The organism is Arthrobacter sp. R1-13 (assembly GCF_054161475.1).
Genome location: NZ_CP096420.1, coordinates 3,954,338 through 3,980,924, shown reverse-complemented (window position 1 = coordinate 3,980,924; position 26,587 = coordinate 3,954,338). Strand labels below are relative to the sequence as shown.

The following is a 26,587-nucleotide window of genomic DNA, read 5'->3' as shown; positions in this document are numbered from 1 at the left end:
TCCCTTATCCTTCGGCCAGCCGCCGAGATCAGAAAGAGGACATCATGGAGTCATCGAAGACCCTTCCCGTTGCCGTCATCGGCGCCGGTCCGGTTGGCCTTGCCGCCGCAGCGCACCTGCTGGAGCGTGGTCTGGAACCGATGATCCTCGAAGCGGGAGCCTCCGCTGGTGCTGCCATCGCACAGTGGCGCCACATACGGCTGTTCTCACCCTGGCGGTTTAATCTCGACGCCGCAGCCGTCCGTCTCCTTGAAGCCTCCGGCTGGGAATCCCCTCGCCCCACAGCCCTCCCCTATGGCGGGGATCTCGTCGACGGATATCTGGCACCGCTGGCGGCCCTTCCCGAGATCGCTTCACGCCTGAAGACCGGTGCGCGTGTCACAGCGGTCACCCGGCAGGGCATGGACAAGACCCACACCCGGAACCGGGACACCACACCTTTCATCGTCCGGGTGGAGCACCACGGCGGCGGGACCACTGACTACCAGGTCGCCAGCGTGATCGACGCGTCCGGTACCTGGTCCACCCGCAACCCGCTGGGAACGTCAGGGCTGTCCGGCATCGGCGAAGAAGCGGTTGCGTCCCGGATTTCTTCTCCTCTTCCGGACGTTCTGGGCCGGGACCGATCAACCTTTGCCGGGCGCCGCGTGCTGGTGGTCGGGGCCGGCCACTCGGCGGCGAACACCCTGATCAACCTCGCCGACCTTGCGAAAGAAGAACCGCGCACCCGGATCCTGTGGGCTGTGCGCGGCGCCTCCGCAGAGAAGGTCTACGGCGGCGGTGACGCAGACGGACTTCCGGCACGCGGCCAGCTCGGTTCCCGGCTCCGCCGCCTCGTGGAGGCCGGAACCATCGAACTGAGCACCGGATTCGGAATCGCGGCTCTGAAGGATTCCGACGACGGCGTGACGGTCACCGCTCTGGATGGCCACGCCATCGAAGCTGACGTCGTCGTTCCTTGCACCGGTTTCCGCCCTGACCTGAAGATCCTCCGGGAACTCCGGCTAAACCTGGACCCTGCCGTCGAGGCACCCCTGGAACTCGGGCCGCTCATCGACCCCGAGTTCCACTCCTGCGGCACCGTTCCCCCGCACGGCGCCCGGCTCCTGGCTCATCCGGAGAAGGACTTCTACATTGTGGGCATGAAGTCCTACGGGCGTGCGCCCACGTTCCTGCTGGCCACCGGGTACGAACAGGTCCGCTCAGTCGTCGCTGCCCTTGCCGGGGACTGGAAAGCCGCAGACACAGTGCAGTTGGAACTTCCGGAAACCGGCGTCTGCTCCAGTGGTGCCGGGACCAGTTGCGACGCGCCGGACATGACACTCGAGGAGACCGAGCCGGTCTGCTGCGGCACTTCCGAGCCTGTGCTCGTAGGCTTCCCCACAGGCCTCTCCCATGGCCGCGTCGGGGACCAGTAACCCGAGTATCCATCCGCGGGCCGATCCACCTGAAACAGCCTCCGTTGGAACACATCAAGGCAAGGAAGAATCAAGGCATGACCGATAACACCAATACATTCAGTGAGCCGTTCAGCGGGCCACACAGCAAGACCCCGAGTGTCCTGTTCGTCTGCAGCAAGAACGGCGGCAAATCGCAGCTTGCCGCCGGGCTCATGAATCAGCTTGCCCAAGGGACCGTCACAGTCCATTCTGCCGGCACCAAGCCAGGCCAATCCCTGAATCCGCAGTCCGTGGAGTCCCTGGCCGAGCTCGGCATTGACATCGCAGGCGAGCATCCCAAGCCGGTCACCGATGAGGTCCTGGACGCTGCCGACGTCGTCGTCATTCTTGGCAGCGAGGCAAAGCTGGAGCCCCGTGAGGGGAAGCGATTCGAAGTGTGGGAAACGGACGAACCCTCCACACGGGGTATCGAAGGAATGGAACGCATGCGGCTGGTCAGGGACGATATCAAGGCCCGCGTCCAAAAGCTGTATGTGGAGCTGGCCAAGGACTAGCAGATGCCTGCCCTGGCAGTAAGGCGGACACTGGCAGCGGAAGGTGCCCCGCGGGCGGACTCGCCGCGCTGTGCATCACCCAGACCACCAGTTGGGGCATCCTTTACTACGCGCTGCCCGCGCCGCTGACAACCGTCACCGCCTTGGCTCATGGCGGCTGAGGAATGGCCGGAAGGCCCGATCGTCCTCGGCGTCCACTGGAAGTTCTCCGAACAACTGGTCCGCACCGCGGCTGGCCTTGCCGACGACCTGGGGCAGCACCTGGTCTGTGCCTTCGTGGATCCTGCCAGCTACCTCACCGAGTGGGAGGGGGACGGCCAACGCACAGCATTGTCACTCGATCCCGTGATCAATGAAGAGTCAGATTTCCCGTCGGGGCAAATGTTGCGGAGGCTTGAATTAGTTCTTGGTAATCCGGGGGAGAGATGGTCCTTCCGGGTACTGAACGGGGACGTTGCCAAAGCACTCGGACGTCTAGCAGAAAGCACTGACGCCTCGTTGCTCATCCTCGGGGCAGCCAAACCTGGAATCCGCGCTGATGGAAAGGATTCTGGAGGGATCGGTTTCAGCTGCGCTGACCCGCAGCCAGAACAGACCCGTCCTCATTGTCCCGGTTATGGAATAGCAAAGGTTCGAGAGTGCTGAACCGGTGCACTCAGTTTGTGTCTGCCCCGCGCCGTGTGGGCTTTATCGCGTCTATCGGATTCTCCTGGATGACCGGGTTCTCCTGCTTGGCCGAGTGTTCGTCGAGAATTGCAAGGTGTGAGTTGAGGTCCACCAGACCGCTCGACGCGTCAACGTCCCAGCGGTCCCGCCAGCGGTGATGCCCCTTATGCTCCACAAGCGCCCCCATCGTCAGGAATAGGCGACACCTTACTTGCCCCACCTCAAGGTGATAAGGGGAACCAACTGCTGGTCCGGCCAGCATCTAAGCGGAGTCCATCCCATCATCATGGGCCCCGATGCGACGCCGGCTCCCCTTGATCAATATACCCCGCGGGGGTATATTGATGGTGTTGTCAGTGAAGTGGTTTGTCCCGGCGGGGAGCGTTGACTCTGCCTTTACAGCCGTTCAACCCCAACACCCAAATACCTCTTGGCGTTAGGAACTGGCATGTCCGGAATTGAGTCTCAAAACCGTCACCACCACGAGCATGGAGATCACCAGCTCGACGGCGGCGAGCACCACGAGCACGACCATCACCAAGAAAAGGGTCACCACCACCACGAGCATGCCAACCACCAGCACTCTGGGTCGGGGCAGACCTACAACGTGGAAGGCCTGGACTGCGGACACTGCGTCGAAACTGTCGAGAAAGCTGTCGCAGCCGTGCCCGGCGTCGATTCTGCGACAGTTGATCTGGTGCCGGATGGTGTGTCTCATCTGACGGTATCGGGAACTGCCGATGAAGCCGCGCTCCGCGATGCCGTTACGGCAGCCGGATACAGCTTTAGCAGGTAAATGCTCCCTCCGGAGCCGGGGCAGAATCTGCTCCGCTCGCCGCCTCAGACTTCACTGGAGTTCCATGCCTGTCACGCCCACAAAGCTTTCCCGCTCCGCAGCCCTGAAGGCTGGCGCCGTCGCAATGGTGCTGGCATTGGCTGCCTGCACACCGGCCGCTGAACAGTCCCCGGGGGTGTCATCAGCCCGTGATGCGGACAGCGCCCTGCCCAGTGCACACATCCATGGGTTGAGCGTCAGCGGTGCCAGTGGCCAGGTTCTTCTCGCGACCCACGACGGGCTGTTCGATGTGACAAAGGAACCGGCCACGAAAATCGGTGCCACCAATGACCTGATGGGCTTCACAGCCGGCCAGGGCGAGGGCGTCTTCTACGCCTCTGGCCACCCGGGTCCAGGCTCTGCCATGCCCAACCCCCTCGGGCTGATCAAATCCAGCGACGGAGGCAGAAGCTGGGAACAGCTGTCCCGCCAAGGGGAATCGGACTTCCATGCGCTTACCACCACCAAATCCGGAATCGTTGCCTTTGATGGGGAACTGCGCACCAGCCCCGACGGCAAGACCTGGACAACACTGGCCCAGGGCTTCGTCCCGGCCGCCTTGGCTGGGCACCCCGAAAGTGACATTGTTCTGGCCACCACGACTTCGGGCATACAGCGCTCCATCGACGGCGGCACAACCTGGATGCTGAACGAGTCTTCCCCGCTGATCCAGTACGCCGCCTTTGCCCACTCAACGGAGGCCGTCGGCGTCGAACCTGACGGGACGGTTCACTACTCAGCTGATGCTGGCGCGACCTGGACGAGAAAAGGCCGGATTGACGGCCAAGTCCTGGCGATAGCCGCCGTCAAAGGTTCAGACGGAAATCCCGGGATCTGGGCAGCCATTGATGGGGGGATCCTGGTGTCCACGGACGGCGGGAGCACATTCAGGCCTGCCGTCTCTCCCTGAAGGGCACGAAAAGTAGGAGGTGATCGCAGCTACTCGGGCGCTGCTCGAATCCTGCCGGATAGCAAGCGGTGTTAGTGACGAGGAGTGCGAAAAGCACGCCGGGATGCACGAGCACTGCAGAATCTGTGCTGAGGCTTGCCGATGTGAAGCGGCCTGCACAGACCTTTTGACGTCCCTGGCCTGACGCTACGAGGCCGATCCGATTGGTATCTCCGCTACATGTAGGTGGCGGGATCGACTGTCTGGTCGTTGAGCATGACCTCGAAGTGCAGATGGCAGCCAGTGGAGTTGCCGGTTGTTCCGACGCCAGCAATCTGTCCGCCCTGCGTCAGGGTCTGCCCAACGGAAACGCCGATTCTGTCCAGGTGGTTGTACGTGGTCTTCAGTCCGTTGCCGTGCTCGACGACGATCCGGTTTCCGCCGCCGTACGGACTCCACCCGGCCTCCGTCACTGTTCCCGCAGCTGCCGCCAGAACAGGGGTTGAACACTCTCCGGACAGGTCCATGCCTGTATGCATTTCGTCGAGCGCCCCGGTCAGGGGATTGACACGGAAGCCGAACGGAGAAGTCACGCTCATCGAGGCCAGGGGAGCCCGCAGGGTTGGTGAAGGGGCAGCAGCCGCTGCCTGAACAGGAGCGGGTGCAGGTGCCGGTGCTGGTTCAGGTGCCGGTGCTGGTTCAGCTTGCGGTGCAGGGACGGAGCTCACCTGGGGGCGGTCAAAAGCCAGTGCTGATCCGGCATCTGCAGCCACCGCCGGCTGGGTAGCGGGGGAGAGCACTGTCCCGGCCGCGAGGTCCTGTGCCGCCGATAGCAGGCTGGGCTGGGCGTGGGCATTGGAAAGGGCGGTTAATGCGAACATCCCCGTTACCACCGCCGCAATTCCCAACTTTCGGCCGCGATCCCGCAGGGTCGGAGCGGAGGATGAGGCCGCCCGGTGGCTGCCCTTGGCGGACGTGGAGGCAAAAAGGGCATGGCGTTGGCCGTGTTTATCTTGGGAAGGCAAAAGTAAGTCCTCTCTGCGCCGGCGAAATTAGCTGTCGGATTCGGACGAGTGGACTGTCCGGCCTGCCCTGCCGGACGCCTCGAGGCGTGCAGCTACTGGGCCAGGCTTCACCCCAAGACGCGCAAAGGCATCATCAGTGGGTTTTCCGCCCCCGCCAAGGGAAGTAAAAGTTTCATGGACCGCCGGCGGGGTTTGGCGAGGCGGTCACACGCATACCCAACGAAGGTATGTGGTCCCTCTATGTAAGCAAGAAAAACGATGCGTTACAAATCCGTTATCAGAATAAGGTCACGTTTCGTCTTGCTGCAGGGTAGGATGCAGCGGCTCCGGGTGCCGACGTCGCTCCACCCACCATGAATACCGAGATGCCTTAATGGTTGCTTGGCCTACGATTGGCTGCGTGAAGATCGGAACTCTTGTCGCAGCGATGGAAAGGCGCCAGGTCGGGTTGTATCTGGCCGCGATCATCGTCGGCGGAGGAGCTGGATCATTGGCTCCTGACTCGGCCGGGGTGCTGGAGCATGCAATCAATCCCGTCCTTGGCCTGCTGCTCTTCGCCACATTTCTCGGGATCCCGCTTGCCTCGATTGGTACGGCCACACGCGATCTGCGGTTCATGTCAGCGGTGCTGATACTGAATTTCGCTGTTGTGCCCGTGGTGGTGTTTGCCCTCACCCGTTTCATCGCGGGAGAGCAGGCGCTGTTGGTCGGTGTCCTCCTGGTCCTGCTGACACCCTGCGTCGACTACGTCATTGTGTTCACCGGTCTGGCAGGCGGGGCCAGCGATCGTCTCCTGGCCGCGGCGCCGGTGCTGATGCTGGTGCAGATGCTCCTGTTGCCGCTGTACCTGATGGTTTTCGTTGGCCCGGGGATAGCGTCAGCAATAGATCCTGCACCCTTCGTTCAGGCGCTGGTGGGGCTCATCCTGTTTCCCTTGGCCCTGGCCGCACTGACGCAGGCCCTGGCCCGGCGGGCGTCACTGGGCCGGGCGATCATGGCAGTGATGCAGGCCCTGATGGTCCCTCTGATGATGGCAACCCTGGCGGTCGTTGTCGGCTCCCAGGTTGTGGGAGTGCGGCAGGAGCTGGGCGCCCTGCTGGCCGTTGTCCCGCTGTATGCCGCTTTCCTGATCGCTATGGTGCCCCTGGGCCTCCTTGTGGCCAAGCAGGCGCACCTCGACGTTCCGGCCACGCGTGCCGTGCTTTTTAGCGGGGCCACCCGGAATTCCCTGGTGATTCTTCCGCTGGCACTGGCTTTGCCTGGCCCGTTGGCCCTGGCAGCGCTCGTCGTGGTGACCCAGACTCTTGTCGAACTCATCGGAATGGTCCTCTACGTCCGGCTACTGCCGCTCATCGTCCCTGAAATTAAACGCCAACAGCTCACTTGAGCCTTCTACACCTGGCAGCAAGATCAGGAGCCGGTGCCTCAAGCGCAACCACCGGTAGCGGAACCACCGCTAAGCGGACTCACTGGCGGACTTCTTTCATCGCCGCTTCGAACGCCGGCAGGCTGCGCTCGATCATGTCCTCGTTGGCAGTGAGGGAGATCCGGAAGAAGCCCGGCGTCTCGAACAGCACGCCCGGCAAAACGAAGACGTCCCTGCGGGCAAGTGATGCGGTGAAGGCCTCGTCGTCAGGAATAGGGGAGGGGACATAGAGGTAGAACGTGCCTTCCGGACGCCAGATGCGGTAACCCATCCCACCAAGTTCATCAACCAGTCGGTCCCGGCGGCGCTGCAGTTGATCAATAGAAATGGAGAACTTCTCCAGCTCAGGAAGCGCGTGCTGCAGCAGGGCATTGGGGTACACCCAGCCCATCGCCACCTGCAGGCTGGTGATGGCCGGGGCCATCTCTTCCCGGTGCGGCATGGTGGGCGGAAGAGCCAGATAACCCACCCGTTGACCCGGGGAGAGGTGGGTCTTGCCATAGGAGTAGGCCAGCAGCGTGTGCGCATAGAATTCCACGGGGCTGTGGAAGCGCAAACCGTCGAACACAATCCGGTTGTAGGGCTCGTCTGAGATGAGGTAGATCCGCCTTCCGATCCTCACCGAGGCGGCTTCCAGTAGTTCCGCCAACCGGAGCAGCAGTTCGGGCCGGTACACCCGCCCGGTCGGATTGTTGGGCGAATTGACGATCACAACCCGCGTCCGTTCCGTAATGGCTGCCTCGATGGCGTCGAGGTCAAGGTCGAACGTGGTGGTGTTGATCTTGACTTTCACCGGTACCAGCCCGGCTTCAAGGACCAGAGGCTCATACAGGAACCAGGGCGGCAGGCTGTAGATGACTTCGTCGCCCGGATCGGCCACCGTCTTGAGCGCCAACGCGATCGCGGCGAAGCCACCCGTCGTGAGGTAGATGTCGTCCGGCCGGAAAGGCACATCCAGCAGCCGCTGCAGTGACTCCGCCGCTGCTTCCCGGGCGGCCTCGCCATTGGTTTGGTACGCGAACCACTGATCATTCTGAGGCGTCAGAGCGTCCCGGAGGGTATTGACGTAGCGGTCGGCTGGCATCTGGTGCGGATTCCCGAAAGTGAAGTCGCAGCCCGGCGCCTGCCCGTGCCCGCGCGAGCCATATTCCTTGATATAGGCCTCAACCCGGCGGAAGGAGGGGATCGATGCCAATTGAGCAGCGCGGGCAGATACCGCGGCAATGTCCTGGGCTGTTGACGTGGGATCGTTCATGTCTGCACTCCTGTGTATGGCAGCCTGATGTGGCGGCAGTCGGGTGGACAGCGCGCTGCTGAGCCAGTGGAGGCCGTGCTGGGACCCATTCTCGACTTCAGCAAAGTTGATGTAAAGGCCCTTGGCAAAGGCAAAAGCCAGGTGTCCCCAAAGGAGATTACGACGGCGGCGGTTCCGCGCCGCTGACCGCCAGATGGCGGTTCGCGGGAACCCCTTTGAGCTCTGCTGGCGGTTAGAATCGCTGAACGAAATGCCTAGGCTGAATCACGTCACAACGCGGCCCGGTCAAGCACCAGCCCGGTGGCCGCTTCCCGCCGGGCAGTAGTGCTCCGCTTCTCCACAACAGAGACGGACGCCCAGAATACACAGCCCGGGTCGACGGCGGGTGTTGGCCTGGCTATGACCCCGGAGTCGTGACATCCCAGCCGAAGGCCCTCGCGCTGCTGGACTCCATCGCGGAAAACACCAGCCTGCGAACTGTCGCCGAAGAGATCGGCCTCCACCACTCCAGTGTCCAGACACGGGCAGCTGAATACTCGACCGCGTTGGGTTTCGACATCCGCCCGGCCGCCGGACGTGTCCGCTTGTCCCTGGTGCTGACGCTGTGGAGACTCGCGGCCCACGCGTAAGAGCACTCGTCGACCAATTCAGCGCATCGCAAGTACGGAAAGCAATAATCAGCAGTTAGTGTGCCGTCCGGGCATAGCCGCAACCCGGCTTAGTCGTTGACCAGCTGCAGGATCCCGGCTGAGGTGAGACGGGCAGCAAACCCGCTGGCGACGTCGGCAATTTCAGCTTCTGCGGTCCGCCGGCTGCCGTCCACATCCATGTTGAGGACCGTGGGTGCAAAGCGCACGTGGGTGGCGTCGTCGATGCCGATGAAGTTCAGCCAGTCGGCAAAGAAGGTGCTGCTGAAGTCCTGGCCGAATGCCGGCGCCACCCCCGGCCGGTACACGCCGCTGGTGTGGATGGCGAGGGCCTGCTTGCCCTCCATGAGGCCTTTGTAGCCACTTTCGGGATCAAAACCGAAGCTCCAGCCCGGCTGGGTAACGATGTCGATCCACTGTTTCAACGCGTACGGAACACCGGCGTTCCACATCGGGATGTTGAAAACGTAAGCGTCGGCGTCGGCGAACTGGTCGAAGACAGCACGTGCAGCTTCCCATGCGCTGATTTGCTCAGCGGTCTGATCCTGGCCCGAGAAGACAGCCATCTTTGCTGCCGCAGCAGTGCGCCCGAAGTCCGGCAGGGCGCCGTCGTCGAACACGTTCAGTGTCTCAACCTCAAAGCGCTCCTCAGCGGCTGCCTGGATGGCATCGAGGGCATGGCGGGCAAGGCGGAGGGAGTCACTGTGGGTCTCGCGGGGTGAGGCGTTGATGTGCAGGATCGTAGGCACGGTTTACCTTTCGGTGGTGGAAAGAATGGGCCGAATCGGCCCTCAACCATCCTTGCTGCGGTGCGGACCGCGGGTAAGAACGCACTTTGATGTGCCTACGGAACTTTCACGTTCCCTCCTCTGGCCTTTGGGGTGCCCTCCCATGGAAGTAGTAGGCTGGCGGCGCGGTACCGAAGAACCAGCAGAGTAAAGTTTGGGGCAATGACTCTCACGGCGGAACAAAAGCGGCAGGAAGCACAAGCCGAATTCAACAGCGGCCTGGGACAGTGCCCTGCGCGCCAACTGCTTGAGGCGATCAGCAGTAAGTGGGTCACCCTGGTGATGCTGGCACTTGCAGACGGACAATTGCGCCACAGCCAGCTCCGCAGGCTCATCCCCGGTGCTAGTCAGAAGATGCTCACCTCAACGCTCCGCTCGCTGGAGCGTGACGGACTCGTATCCCGCCTCGTCACGGCCTCGGTTCCGGTGCGGACCGACTATGAACTGACCCCTCTGGGCCACTCCCTGCTCAGCGTCGTTCACCGGATGAAGGACTGGGCCGAAGCGAACATGGATGATGTTTCGCATGCCCGCATGGAACACGACCGCCGCCACCTCAACCTGGAGTAGCGGCACCTCTAGTTCGGACTCAGCCAGACCCCGCGCCACCCCGCTGCGAGACTAAAACCGCGCCCTGGCGGGGTCGATTCGGCTGTGGATAAGTAGCGCTCGAAAGAGTACGTCAGACCTAGGAATCCCTTGACAGTACTAGGCCCTGTCCTTCCTTGGTCTCTTGACTTAGGACTTAGTAAGACTTTACCGTTAAATTGGTTCGCAATACAGCGACCCGTGAACGAGGAGGTTCAAATGCATACCGTTGCACGCAAAGCAAAAGTCATCTTTGCACTCCTGGTGGGAGCGCTACTGGCTTTTGTTACCGGTTGCTCAAACGGTGGCCCAACGGCCGGACAGCAGATGACCCCGGTGGTCCTGCCGGTTGCGGCCAATGCCGGCTACGCCCCTTGGGACGTGGCGCTCGAGCGGGGATTCTTCGAGGATCATGGTCTGGCGGCCACACTCAAAACATTCGATAACGGCGTTGTAGGCACCCAGGCCATGCTTGCAGGGCAAGTCCACGCAGGCGGCACAGTCGAGATGCCCCTTGTATCCAATCTGTCCAAGGGCGCAGACATCGTAGTACCGGCCCTGTGGTTCACAGGCGAAGAACTGCGGTTGGTTGTCAAGAACGATATCAACCGTCCGGAAGACCTCTCCGGCCGCAAGATCGGCGTTCAAAAAGGCGGAATCAACGATTACGCGTTGCAGCGGTACCTCGAAAAGCACCAGGTTGATCCCAAGAGCGTGACCCTGGTGGACGTTCCGGGTGCAGAGCAGATCGCCACGCTCGCCCGCGGCAACATTGACGGCTTCGTCAATGAAGAACCCATCGTCTCGAGGGCATTCACTGAAATGGGCGACCAGGTTCATTTCCTGGAGCCGACCATCGGTGACGTCACCATTGTGCGGAATTACCTGCAGTTCGACCGTAAGTGGGCTGAGGCTAACCGAGAGACGGTCCAAAAGGTCATCGCTGCTCTGAAGGATGCGAATGCCTTCATCGAGGCTGACCCGAAGGCCGCTGCCGAGATTGCCAGCAAGCGAATCGGCGTGGAGGCCGGCACGCTTCAGAAGTGGTGGAGTGAGGGCGAGATCCGTTGGGATGTCTACCTGGACGAGGAGAGCAAGACGGCCCTCCGCGAAGTCGCAACCTGGATGGCCGAGAACGGTTACGTGGACAAGGCCCCTGAGACCGATGCGATCTTCGATCCCAGCTACCTCGAAGCAGTGGATTCAAGCGCCGTCACACTAAGGAAATAACAGCCATGAGCTCATCGATTGAGTGCCGGAATGTCACAAAGTCATTCCCCCGGCGGTCCAGGTCGGGTTCAGACTACACAGCGGTGAAGGACATATCGATCACCATTGCGGCAGGGGAGTTTGTTTGCCTCCTTGGCCCCAGCGGTTGCGGTAAATCGACCCTCCTTCACATGATTGCCGGATTTTCCAAGCCCACCGCAGGGCAGATCCTGATAGACGGAAAAGCGGCTGGCGGTCCTGATGCCAACCGCGGTGTCGTTTTTCAATCCGACATCGCACTGTTTCCCTGGCTGACTGTCCGCCAGAACATCGAATACGGTCCCAAGGTCCAGGGCCTGGACCGGAAGCGGCGTGATGGACTCGTGGATCAGTACATGGAACTGGTGGGGTTACAGGCACACCAAAAGAAGTACCCCAGGGAAATCTCCGGTGGTATGAAACAGCGCGTGCAAATAGCCAGGGTGCTGGTGAACCAGCCGAACGTGCTCCTGATGGATGAGCCATTCGGAGCCCTGGACGCCCACACCCGCTCATTGCTGCAGCATGAGTTGATCAACATCTGGCAATCCACAGGACAGACGGCGCTTTTCGTCACCCATGACGTGAGCGAAGCCATCTGGCTGAGTGACCGGATTATTACCATGACGCATGGTCCCGCAGCAGGCATAGCGAGCACCCGCAACAACCCGTTCAGCAGGCCGCGTGACCGCATGAATGAAAGCTTCATCGGCCTCTACAACGAGTTGACGAGTGAACTCGACAACCCCAACAACGACGATGTCGCCGACGCCACCGTTAGCGACAGGACCGCGGCCGTCTAGGGCCCGGGACATTATGGGAGGAAATCATGACCCTGCCACAGTCTCAATCGACTGATTCCACAGTGAAATCAACCGCTCCCGCGGGCCTTAGCCCCGCAGAGGGTATCCCTGGTCGTGTACGGAGACCCCTTCCTAAGCCGGTAACAACGGTGCTGGTTCTGTTGGGCGCAGTGCTTGTCTGGTATCTCGTGTCGCTCCAAATGTCACCTTTGTTCCTGCCCGGCCCGCAAGTGGTGTTCGAAGCTGCCATCCGGCTCCTGGCTGCAGGGACTTTGCTCGGTGATATTGGCATCTCCTTCATGCGCGTGATCAGCGGGTGGGTCCTGGGAGCACTTGTAGCCGTGCCCCTTGGAATCATGGCGGGCAGGATACGGATCGTGCGCACCATGGTGGAACCCTTTGTGGACTTCTTCCGCTTCATTCCCCCTATCGCCTTCCTGACCCTGGCGCTCATCTGGCTGGGGCTTGGGGAAGCATCAAAGATCGGCCTGATTTTCTATGCCGCCTTGTTCATCGTCTTCCTCAGCACCATGACGGGGTCCATGTCGGTTGACAAGGAAAAACTGGAAGCAGCAGCAATGCTGGGGGCGTCCCCCCGGCAGCTACTGACGAGTGTCGTGGTACCGGCAACGATCCCCAGCGTCATCACGGGCCTCCGGGTAGCGCTGGGAACCTGCTTCATGACGGTGGTGGCGGCAGAATTTGTTGCCGCAGAGAGCGGTGTGGGGTACCTGATCTGGAACTCACGGCTCTTTGCCCGGACTGACGAGGTGTTTGTCGGCATCGTGGCCCTCGGGCTGATGGGGTTGGTTGCTGATATGGTCTTCCGTCTTTTGCTGAGGAAGGTCGTCTACCGTTACCAGGTGCAGCTATGAACAGCACGGTGACAAATGACGAATCGCTTCTGGGGGCCTACCTGCTCAATGAGCCGCTGATTACGGTCCAGCTCGTTGACGGACCCCGTCTCCAGGAGTCCGGGTTCAGGCAGGCGGAAGGCATTACGACGACGCCGCGTGGCTGGCTTATCGGCACAGGCACACCGAAGATCCTGCCCACGCGGGCCGGACCCTCGACCTACGTGGACATGGGCTCCGAGAAGATCCTGGTGGACTGCGGTGCGGGCGCCACCGAAAGGCTCGTCAGGCTTGGTGTTGATCCCTCAGACCTGACCCACATCCTGATTACACATCATCATTTGGATCACAACGCTGAGCTTGCCTGGCTGGTTCTTGCACCGTGGGTGGACCGCACTCGAAGGAGCTGCCCGCTCATCGTGGGTCCACCCGGGACCGCTGCCTTTGTCAATCGCCTGCTGGCCGCCTACGACTACGACATCAGAACACGCCGCACCTTCGGTATCGCACCGGAGACTTTGGATCCGCGCGTTCTGGAAGTCGACGACGGGACGATGCTGACGGGTGAGGGATGGAGTGCTGTCAGTTTCCGGGTGGAACACGATCCAGTTGACCAGGCGTTCGGCTACCGCTTCGACTGGGAAAACGGCTCGGCTGCAATTTCAGGTGACACAGCACCCTCGCCGAACCTGATCCGGTATTGCGAGGATGTGGACGTCCTTGTCCATGAAGCGCTCTACCCGGGGTTCGGCTTCCCTGCCTATCACACCACCGTGCATCAGCTTGGCGAGGTGGCTTCCGCTGCAAGGGCGAAGCATCTGGTCCTCACCCATCTCATACCCGGTCATCTGCCCGACGAGATGTGGCGGACCCCCATAGCCAGGACATACAAGGGGCCGATCACCGTTGGAAGCGACCTGATGCGGATCTTCTGAGGACAGCGTCACGGGCGAAGCGCAGCGTTAGGGGCGCACTAAACCGGCGCCCCAACGGCCCCTGATCCTAACGGGCCTTGATGTTGATCCGTGACGAGGCCCTGACGGACAGCGTGAGGATATCGGGACGGAACACCAGGCGGCCAGTGCCAAGGAGGGCAGAATCCATGCCAAAGAGCCGGGCATTCATAACCACTAGCGCTGAACGGGGTTCCACATCGAGGAGGCCGCTGAGGCGTTCGTCGGCAAGTTCGGCGCCGATGGAATTGTCAATGCTCTCCAGTTGCACGTCAGTCAGTGCGTCGAAGAGCGCAGTAACGCCTTGCAGGAGCAACGAAGGCTGCACCGGCTGGTTCCCGAAAGCGACCGGCACGACGTGTTCGAGGTAGGCGGCGGGATGGTTGCGCACCCGGAAGACGCGCCAGGTCCGGTAGACCTCCTGGCCGGCGAAGTCGGTCTGAGTCCCGTTGTTCTCCGGAAGGGTTTCACGCCCGAACGAGAAGTTTTCGATGGTGAAGGGAATGCTGTGAGCGGTCAGGTAGTCGGCGAACGACAGGATGAGGTCCACGGGGTAGCTGAGGACTTCCTTCTCATACTGCAGGGCGCTGGGCCGGATGAAGGTTCCTCGCGACCGGGCGCGGTGCACTACGCCTTCTGCTTCGAGAAGGGCAAGGGCTTCACGGAGGGTGGACCGGCCTACGCCCAGTTCGCCGGCCAGTTCAACCTCCGGAGGCAGGCGAAGATCGCTGCGGGCCGCGGCATCATGGATCCGGGACCGCAGGACCTCGAGGGTCTGCTCGATTCGCATCTTTGCCACAACATCTCCTCAGTTCTATACGTCCAATCTTAGTCAGACTATGTCCCGAAAGGATCGAACCATGAATCTAAGTTACACATTGGATTGGAAGGGCGCAGCGTCCATCGAGACTGCTGGCCCTGCACTGGTGGTAGGGGATAGCTTCGGTTTCACGGAAGGGCCGGTCTGGCTGGGCAAGAAGGAAACCTGGCTCTTTAGCGACATCACAAAGTCAACCATGTGGTCTTGGCAACCTCAAGACCTCCCGTCACCATGGCGGCAACCGAGCAACAAGGCGAACGGCAACACTCTTGATCCCGAAGGCCGGGTGGTGACCTGTGAACATGCGACGTCCCGGGTGGTGCGGCAGGAGAGTGACGGCACCATTTCGGTGCTTGCGGAATCGTTCAACGGCCGGCGTCTGAACAGTCCCAACGACGCGGTGTGTGCTTCGGACGGGACCATCCTGTTTTCTGATCCCCGTTACGGGCTGGGGGCGGACTTCGGCGTGGAGCGGGAGCAGGAACTCGATTTTCAAGGCGTCTATCTTCTTCGGGATGGGAACCTCCGGCTTATTGACCGGGACTTTTCCGAACCGAACGGGCTCTGTCTCTCACCCGATGAGCGGACGCTGTACGTCAACGACTCCGAGAGAGGCCTGATCAGGCGGTACCGGATAGGGGATGACTGGTCCATCGGCGACGCTGAGCAGTTCGCAACTCCGCCCTCGGACGAAAAGGGAGTCCCAGACGGCATGAAATGTGACAGGCACGGCAACGTCTGGTGCACCGGATCGGGCGGGATCTGGATCTTTGACCCCGACGGCGGCGCTATCGGCCAGCTTCGCACGCCGGAAATTCCGGTGAACTTCGCATTCGGCGGCAACAAGGGAAACGAGCTGCTGATTGCCGCCGGTTCAACGGTTCTTTGGCAGAACATGGCCGATTCCCTGGCGATTCCCTTGGAAGGACAGATCCAATGAGCATCAGGCTGGACATTTCATTCGAACCGCTACCCGGCCAGATGGAGAAGATCCGCGAGTGGTTCCTGGCCGCGTATGTCCCAGCACTGGAGCGGCAGCCGGGTTTCGAAGATGCGGTACTGCTGGAAACGTACTCCGACTCCGCCCGGGAGGAAATCGGCGCCGCTGCCGCTGAGACCCGTCTGGAAATAGTCATCCAGTTTGCGGACGAAAACCTGCGTTCACGTTGGGAAGTGAGCGAGGACCATAAGCGGGTCTGGGCGGACCTCGAAGTCCTTGTGGATTACAAATTCCACCGCGGTTGGAATGTCCTTGCCAGCAGCAGCTCAGTCCGAAGCAGCAGTTCAAGCCCAAGCACCGATTCAATCCCAAGCAGCGGCTCAAGGGGCGCGCCGTGAACGGCCCAACCCTCGACGGCCCGCTGCGGGTAGGGGTGCTCGGCGTCGGGCACGCCCACGGTCCCATGTGGGCTTCCGCGTTCGCAGCCAACCCAGACTGTGAGCTGGTGGCGATTTACGACCAGGAGCCGGGGCGCGGCGGACCCGTTGCGCAAGACAACGGCTGCCGATACGTACCCGATCTGCTGCAGTTCCTGACGGGCTATGAACTCGATGCTGTGGCGATCACGTCCGAACACGCTTTTCACCGCGAACACATCGAACTGGCGGCCGGGGAAGGCCTGGACATCCTGTGCGAAAAGCCAATCGCCACGTCCTTGAAGGAGGCCGATGCTGCGGCTGAGGCGGTGGCCACGGCCGGTGTGCGGTTTATGCAGGGCTTCCAAATGCGCCTGGACCCGGCAAACCAAGAAGTCAGGGGCATCGTTGCACGCGGCGAACTTGGCCGAATCTCCTCCATCTCCAAACGGCACAGCCATTACTTCGGCACCACGGGTTGGCCCGACGACTCCGGCGGATGGTTTTATGATCCCGTGATTTCGGGTGGCGGAGCCGGACTGGACGAACTGATCCACTCCTGCGACTGGCTGCGCTGGATTTTTGGTGAACCTGCGTCCGTCACGGCGGTGATGTCATCCCACATCCTGGAGTCTCCGGTCGAGGACGTTATCGCCGCCATTTTCCGTCTGCAGAGCGGAGCGATCGCCACACTTCAAAGCAGCTGGACGGATCTGGCCGGGGGAGTGACAACCCAAATCTTCGGTGACCGCGGAACCATTTTTGAGTACTACACGGATCTCGCGTCAACCAGGTGCGAAAAACTCGTTGAGGCTTCGGTCACCGTCCAGCGCGAACCGCTGAAGCGCTGGGAACACCTGACAACACGTCACAGCTTTCCGGCCGTCCACGAGGCCGTAGCCAACGAATTCATCCGCTGCCTGCTCACGAAAGAGGATTTCCCCAGCGTGCTCGACGACGGCCGTTCGAGCCTTGCGATGGTCCTTGCCGCTTATGAATCCGCACGCACAGGAACGTCCATTCAATTCGGCTGGGACGAAAAGGGGATCAACTATGAAAAGCGACCTTAGGGTGGCGCTCATCGGAAGCGGACTGATTGCGCGTTCCTCCCACCTGCCCGCCTGGGAGGCCTGCAAAGGCGGCGAAATTACCTGGGTGGTTGACCGGGATCCGGAACTCGCGGAGAGTGTGGCACGCCAGTGGGGCATCTCCCACTGGGCTACTGACATGTCCGAAGCCCTTCCCAACGTGGACGCAGTGGACATCTGCCTTCCACCGCGGCTTCATGAGCCGGCAGTGCTGCGGGCTCTTGAACAGGGGGTTCACGTTCTGGTGGAGAAACCGTTGGCCGTTGGGCTGGCTGCCTCCGAAAACATCCTTCAGGCTGAGAGACGGGCGGACAGGACCGTCATGGTGGCCGAGAACTGGCCGTTCTCGAGTGTGGCGCGGGCGGCGAAGCAGATTCTGGAGGAAGGAAAATTCGGCGAACCGTTCCTCCTGCAGGCCAACCACCACAGTGCCCTGTTTTGCGAGGACATTCACCCGGAGCAACCCGACTGGTTGAGGGACCCGGAAGGATCCGGAGGCGGGTACCTCCTGAACGCGGGCATCCACTCGGTTGCCCTGGCACGGCATCTGCTGGGCGAGATCAGCGCCGTTTCGGTGATAGCCCAAGGCAGTGCCGGCCAGATGCGCTTCGACCTGGACATGGTTGCCGCCGTCGAGTTCGTCTCGGGCCAGACCGGGAGTTTCACGTTTACCGGGCGCTCGCGCCACTTCGGACCCCGGCGGCTGTCCATGGAGATCTTCACCAGCGAGGGCACCATGACCTTTGACGTGCTGAAAGGGTCCTTGGAGCTTTCGGATCCAGGAAAGGTTGTTTCGATGGAACCCTCGCCTAAAAGCATGGGGTTCGTGGAAGAAATCCAGCATTTTGTGGACTGTGTAGTCAACAAGGAAACGCCGCTCACATCATGCGAGGACCAGCTGCGGACCCTGACATGCGTCGAGGCCATGTACGCTTCGGCGGCAGCCGGCGGCACCCGCATGCTCGTTGGCCTGAACTCAAATCACGGCAGCCACCGGCCTATGGGCGCCGAACGTCAGTAAGAAGCAAGTCCGTGAAGAACAGGTGAGAACAATGAGCGACACTTCAGCGTACGGCGGCCGTTTGGAACAGTTCCGGTTCCTCCTCGACGCCTGGGCCCTTGCTCCGCTCCTTCCCGTACTGCGCACCGAGAGCAGTGACCAGGCCATCAGCCATGCCATGACCCTGGTTGAGGCCGGGGTCAGCACCATTGAATGCACCGCCACTACCCCCGGCTGGCCGGCCGCCGTCGGGCATCTGGCCGGCATCCGGGGAGTCATCGTCGGCCTCGGAACTGTACGGACAGCGGAAGAGGCACAACAGGCGGCCGACGTCGGGGCCTCCTTCCTGGTGACGCCCATCCAGGCCCCGGAGGTCCGCGCGGCAGCGGATCAACTCCGGATCCCGCTCATTGAGGGCGGCCTTTCTCCGACGGAGATCGCACAGTCTGCGTCCAAGGGAATCGCCAAGCTCTTTCCGGCACATGCCGTGGACCCGAAGTATCTTGCCTCCCTGCTCACAGTTTTGAAGGGAGCGGTGGTTGTTCCCACGGGCGGCATCAGCCTCGGAACGGCTGACGACTGGCTGGCGGCCGGAGCCACCGCCGTCGGCATTGGGAGCGAGCTGGTCCGCACGCTCGAAAAGGATCCCGGCGCGGTTGCTGCCTGGCTCGAGTCCAGAATGAAGGTGTAGAAATGACAGATGTCCTTGTGATCGGCGAGCCGCTGATCGAGTTCCTCGCCCTGAAATCCCTGCGGGAAGCAACGGAGTTCAACCTGTCCTTTTCGGGGGATGCGCTGAACTCAGCAGCGGCTGCTGCCGCGGCCGGGGCGAACACATCCCTCGTGACCCGCCTGGGGAGTGATGAGCTCAGCGATCGGCTGCTTGAACGGCTCGAGCTCCTGGGCATTAACACCGCTTTCGTGAGGCGGGACGACGCCCATACAGGCGCGTACGTCCTCGGTGCCGCTCCCGAGGGAGACCGCGAGTTCGTTTACCTCCGGACAGGGTCTGCGGCTTCCCACATGCAGCCCACTGATCTCGACGGCGTCGGCCTGGAGCGCGCCCATGTAGTTCTGCTCAGCGGCATCACCATGGCGCTGTCCGAATCGTGCAGCCGGACGGTCCTGGTCGCCGCCGAGTGGGCCGGCAGGGAAGGGGCGCGTGTGGTTTATGACCCGAACTTCAGGAGCCGGCTGACCAGTGCTGAGGATGCTCGGGAGAAGCTGGCCCGGATCGCGCCGCACGTCGACGTGATGATTCCTTCCGCGCCGGCCGAAAGCGAGGTGCTTTTCGGTACCGGGGATCCGCACCTTGTTGCGGAACGGTGCATTGAACTGGGGGCGAAAGCAGCCGTTGTCACAAAGGGCGCCAAGGGTGCTCTGCTGTACGACGGAGCCGCCTTCAGCGAGATCGAACCCGTTCCGCCAGCCGGCATTGTGGATGCCACGGGGGCAGGCGACGTGTTCGCCGGTACCTTGGCCGCCGGCCTAAGCCGCGAAGCACTATCGCCTTCCCTCGTTCGCCTGGCCTGCGCCGCGGCCTCACTGTCGCTCTCAACACCCGGAGGCGCCGGAAAACTTCCCAGCCTCGAGGAAAGCAAGGCTCATCTTGCGGCCAGCACCCGCTGAACTAACTCACCCTTGTGACCCGCTACCAAAAGGTCCAGCATTGGATCACCAGCGGGTACGGGCAAAGAGGCGGTAGAGATGGGTCAGTCACGAATTTCCGAAGCGATCAGCTCAGCGAAGGACTATCTTGCCTCGCACCCGGACGAGGCACGCTACCGCGACTCCATGGCCATCGCCGTCGTGGAAGACGGCCTTCGCGTCCGGGTGGAGGGCCCTAACGGCGCTTCCGTTTCCACCGACATGGTGACCGGCGTCGGCGGAACCGCCTCGGCGCCGTCGCCCGGCTGGCTCTTCCGCGCCGCGAACGCATCGTGCACAGCCACCCTGATAGCGATGCGGGCGGCGGCCCGCGGTGCGAATCTCTCGCGGCTGGAAGTCAGCGTGGACAGCGAATCCGATGATCGCGGCCTTTTGGGAATGGACGACGGCGTCCCTCCAGGCCCGCTTGGAGTCCGGGTCTCCATCAGGGTTGCCTCTGATGACGCAGACGACGACACTGTCCGGGAGATCGTGATGTGGAGTCTGGAGCATTCGCCGATGGAAGACGCAGTTGTGCGTTCTATCCCGGTTGAACACGACATTCAAATAGGCTGATCGCCGCGTTTTTCGATTGCCGTCACGGCTGTGACGCTGAGCTTTGGAATGCCCGGAACCGACAAGAAACCGAATTGCCCTTCGATTGGATATTCCCTTCGGGCTGCATCCGGTAGTACAGTCCCGGTACCCGTTGCATCACTTCCCAATGAGCTCAAAACCCTAGGAGTGTCATGGCCAAGTCCCCCTCTATCCGTGCGGCCGTAACCCTGATTTCAGCGGCCGCGCTGATTCTCGCACCAACAACCATTGCCTCAGCGCATCCGGAAGCCGACGATGGGGCAATAGCCGTCGACGACGGCGCGCGCGACGTCCACCAGCATGGCGGCGATGAAGGGCACCTTCCCGCAACACAATCGAACGTAGAACTGGTCTCCAAACTCAAACTTAAAAATGTGGTCCCTGAGAAGATTGCAGACGTAGGCGTATTCAACGGATACGCCTACCTTGCTGCTTGGGGCTCTGTCGAATGCAAGTACAACGGCGTACATGTAGTGGATATCAAGGATCCTGCCAACACGAAGGAAGTGGCCTTCATCCAGGCCAAGGAGGGCAGCTACCCGGGTGAGGGTATCCAGACTGTCCACATCGACACGCCCGCCTTTACCGGCGACGTGCTGGTCAGTAACAACGAGAAATGCAAGGACAAAGCCGGCTTCGGCGGGATGAATCTCTACGACGTGACCAATCCCGAACACCCCACACCGCTCGCTGAGGGTGTGGGCGATTCAGTGGCCAGCGGTCAGGGAAAGAAGGCCGCCAATGAGATCCACAGCGTCTTCGCCTGGGATGCAGGGGACAAGGCGTACGCCGCCATCGTGGACAACGAGGAGGGCACCGACGTCGACATCATGGACATCACCAACCCGAAGAAACCGTTCCTCACAGCAGAATATGATCTGGATGAGACTTTCCCGCAGATCCTGCAGAACGGGCAGGCGAACCTGACTGAGATCTTCCTGCACGACATCATCGTGAAGGAGATCGGCGGGAAGCAGGTCATGCTGCTGTCCTACTGGGACGCCGGCTACGTAACGGTTGACATGTCCGACGTACACAACCCTGCCTACATCGGCGACACCGACTTCACCAATCCGGACCCTGAGCTCCTTGAATCCGCGGGACTTGCCGAGAAGCCGGAAGGCAACGGACACCAAGGCGAGTTCACCCTCGACAACAAGTTCATGATCGGCGCGGACGAGGACTTCTCGCCCCACGGCAGCGAGGGCACCACCGATGATTCGGCCGCGGCGTTCCAGGTTTCCCAGGGCGACTCCACGCCCCATCTGCACGAAGGTGAGTCCCTGAGCGGTGACGCCGTGTACGTGGGTCAGGCCTGCCCGGGCGATCCCGCTGTTCCGGCCGCCGGAACCACGCCGAGCGGTCAGCAGATCGCTGTGGTCTCCCGTGGTGTTTGCACCTTCACCGAGAAGGTGGCGAGCATTGAGGCTGCCGGTGGTTATGAGGGCATTGTGATCGTCAACAGGGAAGGATTTGATGGCTGCGGCCAGATCGGCATCAGCGTCGAAGGCAGCACCCCCACCTTCTCCGTAGACCGCCAGACCGGCCTCGGATTCTTCGACAAAGAGGCCGGCTTCGACAATGCAGCGTGTCTCGCAGGTACGGCTACCCTGCTTCCGGGCGTCAGCCTGGGCGAGGTTGGCGACCTCATCAACATCCGGGCGTTCTTCGACGGCTGGGGCTACGTGCACCTCTTCGACAACTCGGCCGGCAAGATGACCGAGCTGGACACCTACGCCATTCCGGAAGCCCACGATCCGGCCTACGCGGAAGGCTTCGGTGACCTCTCGGTTCATGAGGTGGCCACCTCGCACTAGCGGAACGACCTCGCCTACTTCTCGTACTATTCCGGCGGGTTCCGCGTGACCAAGATTGTGGATAACAAGCTGGTCGAGACGGGCAGCTTCATCGATGAAGGAGGCAGCAACTTCTGGGGCGTTGAAGTGTTCGAAAGCAACGGGGTCGAATATGTAGCAGCAAGCGACCGTGACTCCGGGCTCTACATCTTCCGCTACACGGGAGAGTAGGCGAGCCGGAAGCATCCAGACAGAGTCCCGCCCGGAGATTTCCGGGCGGGACTCTTTCTTGGGCGTGGCGGCAGGCCTATGATGTGCGCACAACCCTGAAACAGGGACCATCTCCAGGACCTTCCCTCAGTGAGTGTCCGCCACCGTCGAAGCAGCGTCCTGGGTATCAAGGACAGGAAAGACCATGGGCAAGTATCTTTTCGAAGGCAACTATGTGGGCGACGGGCTCAAGGGCCTCATGCGGGAAGGTGGATCGAAGCGCCGTGATGCGCTGGTCGACGCCCTCAATTCGCTTGGTGGCTCGCTCGAATGCATGTACTTCGCTTTCGGGGAGATCGACGTCGTAGGTGTTCTTGAGGTACCGGACAACGCCGACGCCGCTGCCCTGTCGCTCGTGGTCAATTCGTCCGGCGCCGTAAAAGTGCGACTGAAGCCGCTTATGACACCTGAGGATATTGACGAAGCGGCCAAGAAGACGCCGACATACCGGCCGCCGGGGCAATAGGACGCTAGGTGTCTGCCTGGCGGGCGCTGGCCGCAGCCTGCAGGGCTGCCCACGCCTGATAGCTGCCCTCAAGCTCGACGACGTCGTAACCCTCGCGGCGCAGCATGCTGGCTGCCACAGAACTCCGGGCACCGCTCCGGCAGTAGGCCACGAGGGTCCCATCCCGGGGCAGCTGATCCAGGTTCCACAGCACGCGGCCGCCGTGCAGGTGTTTGGATCCGGGAATGTGCCCATCCGCATGTTCGCCTTTCGTCCTGACATCCAGCAGCATGGCGGGCTTCAGTGCTGGCAGGTTTTCGGGCCGGATCAGCCGGGGGGTGCTTAGGGGCAGGCCTTCAAGCGCGGTGACGTAGCCGGCGATCGAGTCGATGCCAACGCGTACCAGGTGATCCCGTATTTCCTCTGCCTGTTCCGGGCCGCTGGCGAGGAGCACGAGGGGACGTGGATCCCGTTCAGGGTCGATGGCCCAAGCCGCATAGGTGGCCAGGTTCTTTCCGGCCGGGATATTGAGCGCGTTTGCCACTGTGCCGTTGTGAACCTTGGCATGGTGACGGGTATCCACGAAGGTCACGGCATCGGCGGCAAGTTGTTTGGCGACTGTTTCTGTCTCGAACTCCTCCAAGGGAGTGCGCTCGCCCAGGATCGCCGCGCCCTGCAGGTTCTGCCGTTTCATCCGGCCGAAGTAGGTGGGGGCATCGGGCTGGCCCTCAAGGAGCTCCTTAATGAAGCCTTCCTCGTCGTTGTTGGCCAAGTACCGGCCCCACCAGGCATAGAGCCGTTCATAGCCCACTGTGGAGGAAGGGACAGATCCGATGGCCTTGCCGCAGGCGCTGCCGGCCCCGTGGCCTGGATGGACCTGGATGTAGTCCGGCAGGGTCAGGAACCTGTCCCGGAGGCTGGCGAACATCTGCCTCGCCCCAACAACATCGGTTCCAGCCGCTTGGGTACCGGCGGGCTCAAGCCCGCCGGTACCCGGACCTGAAGTTTCCTCCAGCAGGTCGGGCCGTCCAATATCGCCTGAGAAGACGAAGTCGCCGGAGAGCAGGTAGCCGGGCTGGTCACTGAAAGCGCCGTCGGTCACCAGGAAGGACAGATGCTCTGGAGTGTGGCCTGGAGTATGGAGGGCCTGGAGGGTGACGCTACCGATGGTGACCTTGCCACCGTCGTACAGCCGTTCGCCGTCGAACTGGTACTGCCAGTCTGGTCCGCCCTCCCCGGAGAGGTAGCCGCCGGCGCCCGTAGCGGCGGCGAGCTCACGGGTTCCGGAGAGGAAATCGGCGTGGATGTGGGTTTCGGTGACGGCCACGATCTTCATGCCATGGGCCGAGGCGACCGACTGGTAAACGGGAATGTCCCGGCGTGGGTCGACGACGATCGCTTCCTTGCTGCGCTCGCAGCCGATGAGATAGCTGGCTTGCGCGAGGTCGTCGTCGTAGATGCGCTCGATCAACATGGTGTGCTCCTTTGACACCATTATTCCCCGTGGAGGGAATGTCCAAGCCGGCGACGTCTGGGGGCGAGTCCTGGTCTCATCAGACTCGATCGTCGCCGGCTTGGAATCCCATTGAACCCTGCCCGGACCCCCGAAGGCACGAGTAATTCGTACGCCTTTTTCAGCCGTATGTTACTTGCCGCCACTTGGAAACTGGTACCCATGTATGGGTTGTCTGACAACGATCTGAACCACGTTGGTGTCAGACTGTAAACCATGACTTCCTCCGGTGCTGCCGTCTTCGTTCATGGCCTTATCGGCCCCTTTTCCGAGCCTGCCGCTCTTCGTGCACTTCAGCCGCGCCCGACGTCGGCCCCTCACCTGAACGGGTACGGAACCGGTGGAGCGTTTGAGATTTCCGCTGAATCCCAAGTGGTGGCGCTGTACGAGCATGTTGAAGCGGTCGGCGGCCAAGAACCAGTCCACCTGATCGCCCACTCTGTCGGCGCTGTGTATGCCTTCACGCTGGCGGCCCGCTATCCGGAGAGAGTCGCCTCCATCGTTACAGTGGAGGGGAACTTCTCCCTGGCAGACGCCTTCTGGTCCGGTGCCCTGGCGGCCATGCCGGCTGACCAAGCTGAGACGGCAATCCAGGCTTCCCTCTCCAGCGCTGATGCCTGGCTGGCCGGCTGCGGAATCGAACCCACTCCAATGCTGGTGGAGCGCGCTGACGAAGCCTTGGCCTACCAGCCGTGGAGCACCGTCTGGTCCTCCGCCCGAGCCATCGTTGAGACCACCGGGAAACCGGACTACGACAAGATGCTGCAATATGTGTTCGGGCGCATCCCCGTCCATCTGCTCGCGGGGGAGCACTCGGCCTCGGAATGGGCAGTCCCGGAGTGGGCAGTTGCCGCCGCGGCCTCCAGCACCGTGCTCCCCGGGGTGGGCCACATGATGATGCTCGAACAACCTGAAGCGTTCGGGGCAGCGGTGGCCCGGATCCTCAGCTGACGGCTGCTCATGTGTCAGCTGCTCCACTAGGCTGGCATGGAGAAAGCCAAACCCTGTGAGAGAGACAAGTCAGAGGAGTCCCATGACCCGGAAGATCAGCGTGAGCCTGCCCGATTCGGCACTTCGTCAGTACCTCAAGCCGCATCCGGACGTCACGGTGCTGGAATGGGACATGGTGGCCGAACCCCCGCAGCCGAAAATCGACATCGTGGTGCCGCCGTACATGCGCGGCCCCGGCGTCCTGCGCAATCTTGACGGCGTGGAAACCGGGCTGGTCCAGAGCCAGTCGATCGGGTACGACGGCGTCGCGGATACCCTGCCGCCCGGACGGGTTTTCGCGAACGCCGCCGGAGTGCATGAGACATCCACCGCCGAACTGGTTTTGGCCTTGATCCTGGCCAGCCAGCGGGAGCTTCCCCGTCACTTTCTGAACCAGCAGCAGGGCAGATGGGAAACGAAGCCTACCGCCAGCCTCGCCGATCGCCGCGTCCTTATCGTGGGCTACGGAGGCGTGGGCAAGGCCATTGAACAGCGGCTTCTGCCCTTCGAAACCACCGTCACCAGGGTAGCCAGCAAAGAGCGGATTGACGGGACCGGCGTCGTCCACGGCATCGAGGAGCTGCCCGCCCTGCTGCCGGATCACGACATCGTGGTGGTGGGGGTTCCCCTCAGCGATGCCACCCGGCACCTCATCAACGACGATTTCCTTGCCGCAATGCCCGACGGCGCGCTGGTGGTCAACGTCGCACGCGGCCCCGTTGCGGACACGGAGGCACTTGTCCGCCACACCGGGAGCGGACGGATCCGCGCAGCGCTGGACGTTACGGACCCGGAGCCGCTGCCCGCAGACCATCCGCTCTGGAGCACTCCTGGAGTGATCATCACTCCCCATGTTGGCGGGGCCAGTTCCGCGATGCGTCCACGCATGGGCCGGCTGCTGCAGCGTCAGATCGACCTCATGCTCGCAGGGGAGCCGCCGGTCAACGTGGTGCTGGGCGGCTGACCCGAACGGTAGCCGGAGCGTAGGGCCGGCTACCTTTGAGAACAAGTCTCAATAAAACTGTTGACAATTCACTGCGTCGTCATTTAGATTCAAAGGGAATCAAAAAGCAGCGCAACTCCGAACACTTCCACAGAATCTTAACGACCAACCTTCTTTCCAGCATCTCGTCG

30 protein-coding genes, 1 pseudogene and 1 riboswitch are annotated in these 26,587 nt (G+C 61.9%); of the genes and pseudogenes, 25 read left to right on the top strand and 6 right to left on the bottom strand.

Annotated elements, in window-relative coordinates:
- Positions 1–44: 44 nt before the first annotated feature.
- The 3 genes from M1D88_RS18390 (at position 45) to M1D88_RS18380 (ending at position 2,599) form a co-directional block, all read left to right on the top strand.
- A complete protein-coding gene (locus M1D88_RS18390) occupies positions 45–1,418 on the top strand; it encodes an FAD-dependent oxidoreductase (RefSeq protein ID WP_458112170.1) in 1,374 nt (457 codons plus the stop codon).
- A gap of 77 nt (positions 1,419–1,495) precedes the next feature.
- Positions 1,496–1,954: an arsenate-mycothiol transferase ArsC gene (locus tag M1D88_RS18385; protein WP_458112169.1), complete on the top strand. Its 459-nt coding sequence runs from the start codon at positions 1,496–1,498 to the stop codon at positions 1,952–1,954.
- 150 nt (positions 1,955–2,104) lie between these two features.
- Positions 2,105–2,599, top strand: coding sequence for a universal stress protein (locus M1D88_RS18380; protein ID WP_458112168.1), 495 nt, complete (start codon positions 2,105–2,107; stop codon positions 2,597–2,599).
- A 10-nt stretch (positions 2,600–2,609) separates the two neighbouring features.
- Here M1D88_RS18380 and M1D88_RS18375 read toward each other — a convergent pair whose 3' ends face one another.
- Positions 2,610–2,795, bottom strand: coding sequence for a hypothetical protein (locus M1D88_RS18375; RefSeq protein WP_458112167.1), 186 nt, complete (start codon positions 2,793–2,795; stop codon positions 2,610–2,612).
- A gap of 273 nt (positions 2,796–3,068) precedes the next feature.
- Between M1D88_RS18375 and M1D88_RS18370 the strand changes: the two genes are divergently transcribed.
- The 3 genes and pseudogenes from M1D88_RS18370 to M1D88_RS18360 form a co-directional block, all read left to right on the top strand.
- Positions 3,069–3,416 (top strand): heavy-metal-associated domain-containing protein, encoded by a 348-nt coding sequence (locus tag M1D88_RS18370; protein ID WP_458112166.1) that lies wholly within the window; start codon positions 3,069–3,071, stop codon positions 3,414–3,416.
- Between the two features lie 64 nt (positions 3,417–3,480).
- Positions 3,481–4,365 carry a F510_1955 family glycosylhydrolase gene (locus M1D88_RS18365; protein WP_458112165.1) on the top strand — a complete coding sequence of 295 codons (885 nt, stop codon included), beginning with the start codon at positions 3,481–3,483 and terminating at the stop codon, positions 4,363–4,365.
- A 31-nt stretch (positions 4,366–4,396) separates the two neighbouring features.
- A pseudogene (locus tag M1D88_RS18360) lies at positions 4,397–4,549 on the top strand (four-helix bundle copper-binding protein); the annotation flags it as partial.
- A gap of 31 nt (positions 4,550–4,580) precedes the next feature.
- Here M1D88_RS18360 and M1D88_RS18355 read toward each other — a convergent pair.
- Positions 4,581–5,369, bottom strand: a complete 789-nt coding sequence (locus M1D88_RS18355) for a M23 family metallopeptidase (RefSeq protein WP_458112164.1) — start codon at positions 5,367–5,369, stop codon at positions 4,581–4,583.
- Between the two features lie 4 nt (positions 5,370–5,373).
- Positions 5,374–5,545, bottom strand: a riboswitch (cyclic di-AMP (ydaO/yuaA leader).
- Between the two features lie 251 nt (positions 5,546–5,796).
- Here M1D88_RS18355 and M1D88_RS18350 point away from each other — a divergent pair.
- Positions 5,797–6,756 carry an arsenic resistance protein gene (locus tag M1D88_RS18350; protein ID WP_458114569.1) on the top strand — a complete coding sequence of 320 codons (960 nt, stop codon included), beginning with the start codon at positions 5,797–5,799 and terminating at the stop codon, positions 6,754–6,756.
- Positions 6,757–6,835: 79 nt separating this feature from the next.
- Here the strand turns inward: M1D88_RS18350 and M1D88_RS18345 are convergent, their stop codons facing one another.
- Entirely contained in the window at positions 6,836–8,050 is a 1,215-nt protein-coding gene (locus M1D88_RS18345; protein ID WP_458112163.1) for an aminotransferase class I/II-fold pyridoxal phosphate-dependent enzyme, read from the bottom strand.
- Between the two features lie 413 nt (positions 8,051–8,463).
- On the opposite strand from M1D88_RS18345, the gene M1D88_RS18340 reads away from it, so the two are divergent.
- Positions 8,464–8,679, top strand: coding sequence for a hypothetical protein (locus M1D88_RS18340; RefSeq protein WP_458112162.1), 216 nt, complete (start codon positions 8,464–8,466; stop codon positions 8,677–8,679).
- A gap of 89 nt (positions 8,680–8,768) precedes the next feature.
- Here M1D88_RS18340 and M1D88_RS18335 read toward each other — a convergent pair whose 3' ends face one another.
- Positions 8,769–9,446, bottom strand: a complete 678-nt coding sequence (locus M1D88_RS18335) for an FMN-dependent NADH-azoreductase (RefSeq protein WP_458112161.1) — start codon at positions 9,444–9,446, stop codon at positions 8,769–8,771.
- Between the two features lie 201 nt (positions 9,447–9,647).
- On the opposite strand from M1D88_RS18335, the gene M1D88_RS18330 reads away from it, so the two are divergent.
- The 5 genes from M1D88_RS18330 to M1D88_RS18310 all read left to right on the top strand — a co-directional run bounded on the left by M1D88_RS18330 (position 9,648) and on the right by M1D88_RS18310 (position 13,913).
- Complete coding sequence (locus M1D88_RS18330; protein ID WP_458112160.1) at positions 9,648–10,055, top strand: winged helix-turn-helix transcriptional regulator; 408 nt, start codon at positions 9,648–9,650, stop codon at positions 10,053–10,055.
- 237 nt (positions 10,056–10,292) lie between these two features.
- Positions 10,293–11,303 (top strand): ABC transporter substrate-binding protein, encoded by a 1,011-nt coding sequence (locus tag M1D88_RS18325; protein WP_458112159.1) that lies wholly within the window; start codon positions 10,293–10,295, stop codon positions 11,301–11,303.
- Positions 11,304–11,308: 5 nt separating this feature from the next.
- Entirely contained in the window at positions 11,309–12,124 is an 816-nt protein-coding gene (locus M1D88_RS18320; RefSeq protein ID WP_458112158.1) for an ABC transporter ATP-binding protein, read from the top strand.
- 26 nt (positions 12,125–12,150) lie between these two features.
- Positions 12,151–12,999: an ABC transporter permease gene (locus tag M1D88_RS18315; RefSeq protein WP_458112157.1), complete on the top strand. Its 849-nt coding sequence runs from the start codon at positions 12,151–12,153 to the stop codon at positions 12,997–12,999.
- Entirely contained in the window at positions 12,996–13,913 is a 918-nt protein-coding gene (locus M1D88_RS18310; RefSeq protein ID WP_458112156.1) for an MBL fold metallo-hydrolase, read from the top strand. Before M1D88_RS18315 ends, M1D88_RS18310 begins: the two co-directional genes overlap by 4 nt.
- A 67-nt stretch (positions 13,914–13,980) precedes the next feature.
- Here the strand turns inward: M1D88_RS18310 and M1D88_RS18305 are convergent, their stop codons facing one another.
- Entirely contained in the window at positions 13,981–14,721 is a 741-nt protein-coding gene (locus tag M1D88_RS18305; protein WP_458114568.1) for a GntR family transcriptional regulator, read from the bottom strand.
- A gap of 70 nt (positions 14,722–14,791) precedes the next feature.
- On the opposite strand from M1D88_RS18305, the gene M1D88_RS18300 reads away from it, so the two are divergent.
- From M1D88_RS18300 to M1D88_RS18255, 10 genes are all read left to right on the top strand, one after another.
- A complete protein-coding gene (locus M1D88_RS18300; protein ID WP_458112155.1) occupies positions 14,792–15,691 on the top strand; it encodes an SMP-30/gluconolactonase/LRE family protein in 900 nt (299 codons plus the stop codon).
- On the top strand, positions 15,688–16,089 hold the full coding sequence (locus M1D88_RS18295) for a hypothetical protein (protein WP_458112154.1): 402 nt from the start codon (positions 15,688–15,690) through the stop codon (positions 16,087–16,089). Before M1D88_RS18300 ends, M1D88_RS18295 begins: the two co-directional genes overlap by 4 nt.
- Positions 16,086–17,177 (top strand): Gfo/Idh/MocA family protein, encoded by a 1,092-nt coding sequence (locus M1D88_RS18290; protein WP_458112153.1) that lies wholly within the window; start codon positions 16,086–16,088, stop codon positions 17,175–17,177. The genes M1D88_RS18295 and M1D88_RS18290 overlap by 4 nt, the downstream gene beginning before the upstream one ends.
- Positions 17,161–18,216 (top strand): Gfo/Idh/MocA family protein, encoded by a 1,056-nt coding sequence (locus tag M1D88_RS18285; protein ID WP_458112152.1) that lies wholly within the window; start codon positions 17,161–17,163, stop codon positions 18,214–18,216. Before M1D88_RS18290 ends, M1D88_RS18285 begins: the two co-directional genes overlap by 17 nt.
- Positions 18,217–18,247: 31 nt before the next feature.
- Positions 18,248–18,886 (top strand): bifunctional 4-hydroxy-2-oxoglutarate aldolase/2-dehydro-3-deoxy-phosphogluconate aldolase, encoded by a 639-nt coding sequence (locus tag M1D88_RS18280; protein WP_458112151.1) that lies wholly within the window; start codon positions 18,248–18,250, stop codon positions 18,884–18,886.
- 2 nt (positions 18,887–18,888) lie between these two features.
- Positions 18,889–19,824: a sugar kinase gene (locus M1D88_RS18275; protein WP_458112150.1), complete on the top strand. Its 936-nt coding sequence runs from the start codon at positions 18,889–18,891 to the stop codon at positions 19,822–19,824.
- Positions 19,825–19,902: 78 nt separating this feature from the next.
- Positions 19,903–20,418, top strand: coding sequence for an OsmC family protein (locus tag M1D88_RS18270; RefSeq protein WP_458112149.1), 516 nt, complete (start codon positions 19,903–19,905; stop codon positions 20,416–20,418).
- 173 nt (positions 20,419–20,591) lie between these two features.
- Positions 20,592–22,256, top strand: a complete 1,665-nt coding sequence (locus tag M1D88_RS18265; RefSeq protein ID WP_458112148.1) for a PA domain-containing protein — start codon at positions 20,592–20,594, stop codon at positions 22,254–22,256.
- Between the two features lie 45 nt (positions 22,257–22,301).
- Complete coding sequence (locus tag M1D88_RS18260; protein ID WP_458112147.1) at positions 22,302–22,466, top strand: hypothetical protein; 165 nt, start codon at positions 22,302–22,304, stop codon at positions 22,464–22,466.
- A gap of 184 nt (positions 22,467–22,650) precedes the next feature.
- Complete coding sequence (locus tag M1D88_RS18255; protein ID WP_458112146.1) at positions 22,651–22,971, top strand: GYD domain-containing protein; 321 nt, start codon at positions 22,651–22,653, stop codon at positions 22,969–22,971.
- Positions 22,972–22,975: 4 nt separating this feature from the next.
- Here the strand turns inward: M1D88_RS18255 and M1D88_RS18250 are convergent, their stop codons facing one another.
- The gene (locus tag M1D88_RS18250; protein WP_458112145.1) at positions 22,976–24,424 is read right to left on the bottom strand and encodes a rhodanese-like domain-containing protein; all 1,449 of its coding nucleotides are present in this window, start codon (positions 24,422–24,424) and stop codon (positions 22,976–22,978) included.
- Positions 24,425–24,679: 255 nt separating this feature from the next.
- Here M1D88_RS18250 and M1D88_RS18245 point away from each other — a divergent pair, with 255 nt between their 5' ends.
- Positions 24,680–25,414 (top strand): alpha/beta fold hydrolase, encoded by a 735-nt coding sequence (locus M1D88_RS18245; protein WP_458112144.1) that lies wholly within the window; start codon positions 24,680–24,682, stop codon positions 25,412–25,414.
- Between the two features lie 82 nt (positions 25,415–25,496).
- Positions 25,497–26,417 (top strand): 2-hydroxyacid dehydrogenase, encoded by a 921-nt coding sequence (locus M1D88_RS18240; RefSeq protein WP_458112143.1) that lies wholly within the window; start codon positions 25,497–25,499, stop codon positions 26,415–26,417.
- Positions 26,418–26,587 lie beyond the last annotated feature (170 nt).

Coding starts and splice junctions, on each gene's coding strand:
- M1D88_RS18365 (WP_458112165.1), top strand. CDS start 3,481: ATGCCTGTCACGCCCACAAAGCTTTCCCGCTCCGCAGCCCTGAAGGCT.
- M1D88_RS18255 (WP_458112146.1), top strand. CDS start 22,651: ATGGGCAAGTATCTTTTCGAAGGCAACTATGTGGGCGACGGGCTCAAG.
- M1D88_RS18250 (WP_458112145.1), bottom strand. CDS start 24,424: ATGTTGATCGAGCGCATCTACGACGACGACCTCGCGCAAGCCAGCTAT.
- M1D88_RS18385 (WP_458112169.1), top strand. CDS start 1,496: ATGACCGATAACACCAATACATTCAGTGAGCCGTTCAGCGGGCCACAC.
- M1D88_RS18320 (WP_458112158.1), top strand. CDS start 11,309: ATGAGCTCATCGATTGAGTGCCGGAATGTCACAAAGTCATTCCCCCGG.
- M1D88_RS18370 (WP_458112166.1), top strand. CDS start 3,069: ATGTCCGGAATTGAGTCTCAAAACCGTCACCACCACGAGCATGGAGAT.
- M1D88_RS18280 (WP_458112151.1), top strand. CDS start 18,248: ATGAGCGACACTTCAGCGTACGGCGGCCGTTTGGAACAGTTCCGGTTC.
- M1D88_RS18265 (WP_458112148.1), top strand. CDS start 20,592: ATGGCCAAGTCCCCCTCTATCCGTGCGGCCGTAACCCTGATTTCAGCG.
- M1D88_RS18310 (WP_458112156.1), top strand. CDS start 12,996: ATGAACAGCACGGTGACAAATGACGAATCGCTTCTGGGGGCCTACCTG.
- M1D88_RS18300 (WP_458112155.1), top strand. CDS start 14,792: ATGAATCTAAGTTACACATTGGATTGGAAGGGCGCAGCGTCCATCGAG.
- M1D88_RS18285 (WP_458112152.1), top strand. CDS start 17,161: ATGAAAAGCGACCTTAGGGTGGCGCTCATCGGAAGCGGACTGATTGCG.
- M1D88_RS18305 (WP_458114568.1), bottom strand. CDS start 14,721: ATGCGAATCGAGCAGACCCTCGAGGTCCTGCGGTCCCGGATCCATGAT.
- M1D88_RS18350 (WP_458114569.1), top strand. CDS start 5,797: ATGGAAAGGCGCCAGGTCGGGTTGTATCTGGCCGCGATCATCGTCGGC.
- M1D88_RS18380 (WP_458112168.1), top strand. CDS start 2,105: ATGGCGGCTGAGGAATGGCCGGAAGGCCCGATCGTCCTCGGCGTCCAC.
- M1D88_RS18315 (WP_458112157.1), top strand. CDS start 12,151: ATGACCCTGCCACAGTCTCAATCGACTGATTCCACAGTGAAATCAACC.
- M1D88_RS18295 (WP_458112154.1), top strand. CDS start 15,688: ATGAGCATCAGGCTGGACATTTCATTCGAACCGCTACCCGGCCAGATG.
- M1D88_RS18345 (WP_458112163.1), bottom strand. CDS start 8,050: ATGAACGATCCCACGTCAACAGCCCAGGACATTGCCGCGGTATCTGCC.
- M1D88_RS18330 (WP_458112160.1), top strand. CDS start 9,648: ATGACTCTCACGGCGGAACAAAAGCGGCAGGAAGCACAAGCCGAATTC.
- M1D88_RS18270 (WP_458112149.1), top strand. CDS start 19,903: ATGGGTCAGTCACGAATTTCCGAAGCGATCAGCTCAGCGAAGGACTAT.
- M1D88_RS18390 (WP_458112170.1), top strand. CDS start 45: ATGGAGTCATCGAAGACCCTTCCCGTTGCCGTCATCGGCGCCGGTCCG.
- M1D88_RS18240 (WP_458112143.1), top strand. CDS start 25,497: ATGACCCGGAAGATCAGCGTGAGCCTGCCCGATTCGGCACTTCGTCAG.
- M1D88_RS18245 (WP_458112144.1), top strand. CDS start 24,680: ATGACTTCCTCCGGTGCTGCCGTCTTCGTTCATGGCCTTATCGGCCCC.
- M1D88_RS18275 (WP_458112150.1), top strand. CDS start 18,889: ATGACAGATGTCCTTGTGATCGGCGAGCCGCTGATCGAGTTCCTCGCC.
- M1D88_RS18325 (WP_458112159.1), top strand. CDS start 10,293: ATGCATACCGTTGCACGCAAAGCAAAAGTCATCTTTGCACTCCTGGTG.